The organism is Okeania sp. SIO2B3 (assembly GCF_010672525.1).
GTDB lineage: Bacteria > Cyanobacteriota > Cyanobacteriia > Cyanobacteriales > Microcoleaceae > Okeania.
The window spans coordinates 1-4,584 of sequence record NZ_JAAHGH010000206.1 but is presented as its reverse complement, the minus strand read 5'-3'; the positions used below and the strand labels follow the sequence as shown (position 1 = coordinate 4,584).

The following is a 4,584-nucleotide window of genomic DNA, read 5'->3' as shown; positions in this document are numbered from 1 at the left end:
ACTCATTATCCTATTTCTAGTCTCCACTTATATTTCTGTTGATTTTTCATGTCTTACTCTGAGGGGAAAAGAAGTAGAAAAATTTCAGTAACCTACTCCAGAGAGCATAAAGAAAAATTTATTTCTTAAACTCGTCCCTAATAGATGATTAGTATTTTGCCAAACTTCAGATAATTTTATCCATCTCGTAGAGCGCCAAAAATAATAAGGAAAAATTACTCATTATCCTATTTCTAGTCTCCACTTATATTTCTGTTGATTTTTCATGTCTTACTCTGAGGGGAAAAGAAGTAGGAAAATTTCAGCAACCTACTACAGAATTATTTGATTTGAGGCGATGAGGAAAATTGATTTATATTTAAACTCGACCCTAATAGATGATTGGTATTTCCCCAAACTTCAGATAATTTTATCCATCTCAAGGACTCCAACTAAATGAAAGACAAATTCGGTTACTCTCTCTAGTAAATGAAATAGTAGAGCGCCAGAAATAACAAAGAAAAATTACTCATCATCCTGCTTTTGGTTGAATCAGATATTTCTGTTTATTTTGCCTGTCTTACTCTGAGGAAAAAGAAGGAGGAAAATTTCAGCAACCTACCCCAGAATTATTTTGTGATGGAGGATGAGGAGCGGGAAAAATTTATTTATTAAACTCGCCCCTCATAGATGATTAGTATTTTGCCAAATTTCAGATTTTTATCCACCTCAAGAACTCGAACTAAATGAAATATAAATTTTTTCACTATCTCCAGTAAATCTAATAGTAGAGTGCCAGAAATAACAAAGAAAAATTACTCATCATCCTGCTTTTTGCCTTCACTTGTATTTCTGTTGATTTTTCCTGTCTTACTCTGAGAAAAAAGAAGTAGAAAAATTTCAGTAACCTGCCCAATAATTATTTTGTTAGAGAGGATAAGGAAAAATTTATTTATTAAACTCACCTCTAATATATGATTGGTATTTTGCCAAACTTCAGATTTTTATCCACGAAAGACAAATTCGGTCACTATCTATAGTAAATGGAATAGTAGAGCGCCAGAAATAACAAAGAAAAATACTCATTATCCTGCTTTTGGTTGAATCAGATATTTCTGTTGATTTTCCCTGTCTTACTCTGAGGAAAAAGAAGTAGGAAAATTTCAGTAACCTCCCTCAGAATTATTTTGTTAGAGAGGATAAGGAAAAATTGATTTATATTTAAACTCGCCTCTACCTAAAAGATGAAGTATTTGCCCAAACCTCATATTTTGATTTATCTACCTATCTAGAGGAATCAAATTAAATGAAATACAAATTCGTTCGCTATCTCCAGTAAATGGAATAGTAGAGTGCCAAAAATAAGAAGGAAAAATTACTAATAATCCTGCTTCTGGTTGAATCAAATATTTCTCTTGATTTTCCATTTCTTGCTCTGAGGGAAAAGAAATACCAAAATTTAAGTAACCAGACCCATTATGATGTTCTTTTACACTATTAGGAACTTGAATATAATAAACGCCACTGCAATAACTTTCAGGATGAATATGAGAGTTTTGAAATCCTTCTGACTCTAAAATAACTGCCCAACCACTGAGCTTCCAGTCTGAGGGTAAATTATGGAAAAATTGATAATTAGAGTTATCAGTAAAACGACTAAAATAATCATGGAGAGAACTATTAATTTTTTTGCTTAGTGCTGCCATAACAGGAGTATTATCTGTAAAAATTTCGTAAGTTTGACTACCTCTATTTATTGGTTTACCTGGTCGGTCTTTTAAAAGAGTAGGATGTCGGACAATGTAATCTTTCAAGTCACTATTATAAGCTGCCAAATTCTCCCATCCTTCTACATTGACAAACTGGTATTTAGCTACTAATTCTGAACAGTCAAAAATTGACTCAGCTTCAGATTTTTTACTTACATCTTGCAGAGCTAAACCCAGATGAGCATAAGCTTTAATATGTCTATGATTAATATTTATAGCTTTTTCAAATTGAGCGATCGCTTCTTCAGATTTATCTATTTCTCGCAAAGCTATTCCTAATTGTGCATAAGTATCAGCAGAGTTAGAATTATGTTTAATAATTTTTTGATATAGCTTTATTGCTGCTTCCCATTCAGACTTTTTCCCTAGAATTTCTGCTAAACCTGCCATGGCATGAATAGAATTTTTATCGTGCTTCAATGCTGAGTTATAACTTTTAATAGCTTCCTGATATTTTTCTTGTTTACTTAACAGAAAACCTAGATTGATATGAGCATCAGCAGAAGTAGGAATTAGATCGATAACTGCTTGATAACAAGCTTCGGAAACATCAACTCTTCCCTGCTCATAAAAAGTAGCAGCAATATTAGTCAAACATTCTGTGGAATGAGGATTAATTTCTAGTGCTTGTTGATAAGCTTTTTGTGATTCTTTGAGGTTGCCACGACGGTAAAATGCCATGCCTAAAGATGATAGAGCATCAAAATTATTGGGAACTATAGAAATAGCTTGTATGTAAGAAGATATTGCCTCATCTAACTTCCCTTGAGTTTGAAATATATCCCCCAGAGTCATATTAACTCGTGGATGATTGGGATTAATAGTTAAGGCTTTTTGTAAGGTAGCGATCGCCTCTTCTATGATTCCTTTTTCTGTCAAAGCAATTCCCAAGTTTAGGTGAGAGTCAGCAGAGTTTTGATTTAGTTGAATCGCACGTTTATAACAGTCAATAGCATTATCTAGTTGTTGAGCAGCGCGATAAGTATTGCCAAGATTATTGAGGTATCCAAAATTATTAGGTTCTAGATTAATAGCTTTATTTATTAAATTTATAGCGCTATTATTATTTCCCATTTGTGCTTTAAGTACGCCCAGATAATTTAGGGCTTGAGAATTATTTGGTTCCGACTGAATGATTTTTTCATAGATAATTTTTGCCTCTTGTAGTTTCCCACTTTTGTGAAAAGACAAAGCATGGAACAAGGCATTTTCTGGGAGATTATTTTTTAGTGGTTTTTGACTTTTATTTTTGGCTGCTTTTCTTCTTTGTTCTCTGTTCATATTTCTATCTTTGTACTGATATTATGTTAGTCATTTTAAAATAGTAAACAGCATTCATTTTTTGCATAATGTTGCAAATATAATTGAATCAAATATTGAATTTATTTAACATTTATTTGACTAGCCTAGAATATTTATAGTCTAAAATTGTCTAGTTTTAACAAAAACTTAATTTTATCAATAATAACAATATCTAAATGAGTATTATATTAGATAGATAATTACTATAGCAATCCGCGCTTATGTTGTAATATTTTACCAAAAAATTAGAGTATGCGCCGACTCTTTTAAAAGGATGAAAAAAATCAAATTCAATATTTCAATCCTAATGGTTCAGCCAGAGGTACTGATAACTGATAACTGATAACTGATAACTGATAACTTAAATGACCGTAGGGGTTTGGTCTCCAAACCCAAGTAAAAGTGGGATAAAATATAGTTTTTTTGACAAATCATTTACGATTGCTATAGATATTTTTAAAGTGTAGGAATATGACTAATAATTCTTTTTTTGATGAATCTAGAGAAACATCTTTAGCCAAAGCTGAAATTGTAGCTAAATATTTTTTGTCTTGGGCAAAAGTCATAATACCGCAAGCGAAAAAAAGGGGGGAAAATATTGCATATATCAAGCTATTTTCTGTGCTTAGTCCTTATCAAGATGGTTCAAAATCTAAGCCATTACTAATTTTATTGGGAATTATATCAACCACTTAATGCACTATCAAATATGCTTTTAAATTAATTTAAACTACTATAATAAATTTGATAATTTTCAGAAAATTGGTAATAAATATATAAATAAAAATTACAAATATAGTCTAGTAAAATTTGTTCCCATAGATAGCCTTCTTGAAAATAGTATAAAATGAAGTGAACAAAATAAAAATCTCAACAATATGGCTCAAACAAAAATAGGTTCACTACGAATAGCAGCTCAAAAAATAGGTATTACTTTAGAAGAATATATAGCAAATAAAAAAGTAGGTTTGAAATGGTGCACTAAGTGTAAACAATGGAAACATATAGAAAATTTTGGCAAGGACAAATCACGGTATGATGGACTAAACTCTATTTGCAAAAGTTGTAAAAATCAACGCAAAACATCTGGACCTGGACGTAAAGAGCGTGAAGCTAAAAAGCTTGAAGGTTTGAAATGGTGTAGAGGATGTCAAAAATATTTGCCCTCTCAAGAAGTAGTAAAATCAGGGGTTTGCAAGCTTCATGCTGCAGCAGAAGCTAGACAAAGATATGCAAACAATGAAAAACATAGATTAGAAAGAAGACAACATTCTCATAGTAGAAAGCGAAATGTCGATCCGATCCCTTATGAAGGACAAAAGTTCTTGATGGAAATATTTGAAGGGAAATGCGCCTATTGTCTCAAACCAGCTAATACTTGGGACCATATTATTCCTATATCTAAAGGGGGGCAAACTACACCTGGTAATGTAGTTCCTGCTTGTATTCAGTGTAATAGCTCTAAAAATAATCAAGATGTTTTTGAATGGATGGACAAAAAATCCATTACTCCTCATCCTGAGTTTATTGACAG

At 31.8% G+C, this 4,584-nt stretch carries 3 protein-coding genes; 2 read left to right on the top strand and 1 reads right to left on the bottom strand.

What is annotated here, in order from left to right:
- Positions 1-1,259 precede the first annotated feature (1,259 nt).
- Positions 1,260-3,029: a tetratricopeptide repeat protein gene (locus tag F6K15_RS37480; RefSeq protein WP_293071116.1), complete on the bottom strand. Its 1,770-nt coding sequence runs from the start codon at positions 3,027-3,029 to the stop codon at positions 1,260-1,262.
- Between the two features lie 492 nt (positions 3,030-3,521).
- On the opposite strand from F6K15_RS37480, the gene F6K15_RS37475 reads away from it, so the two are divergent.
- Both F6K15_RS37475 and F6K15_RS37470 read left to right on the top strand, forming a co-directional pair.
- Positions 3,522-3,746 (top strand): hypothetical protein, encoded by a 225-nt coding sequence (locus F6K15_RS37475; protein ID WP_293071114.1) that lies wholly within the window; start codon positions 3,522-3,524, stop codon positions 3,744-3,746.
- A 182-nt stretch (positions 3,747-3,928) separates the two neighbouring features.
- Positions 3,929-4,584 (top strand): HNH endonuclease (locus tag F6K15_RS37470; RefSeq protein WP_293071112.1); only part of this gene is annotated, 656 nt, incomplete at its 3' end.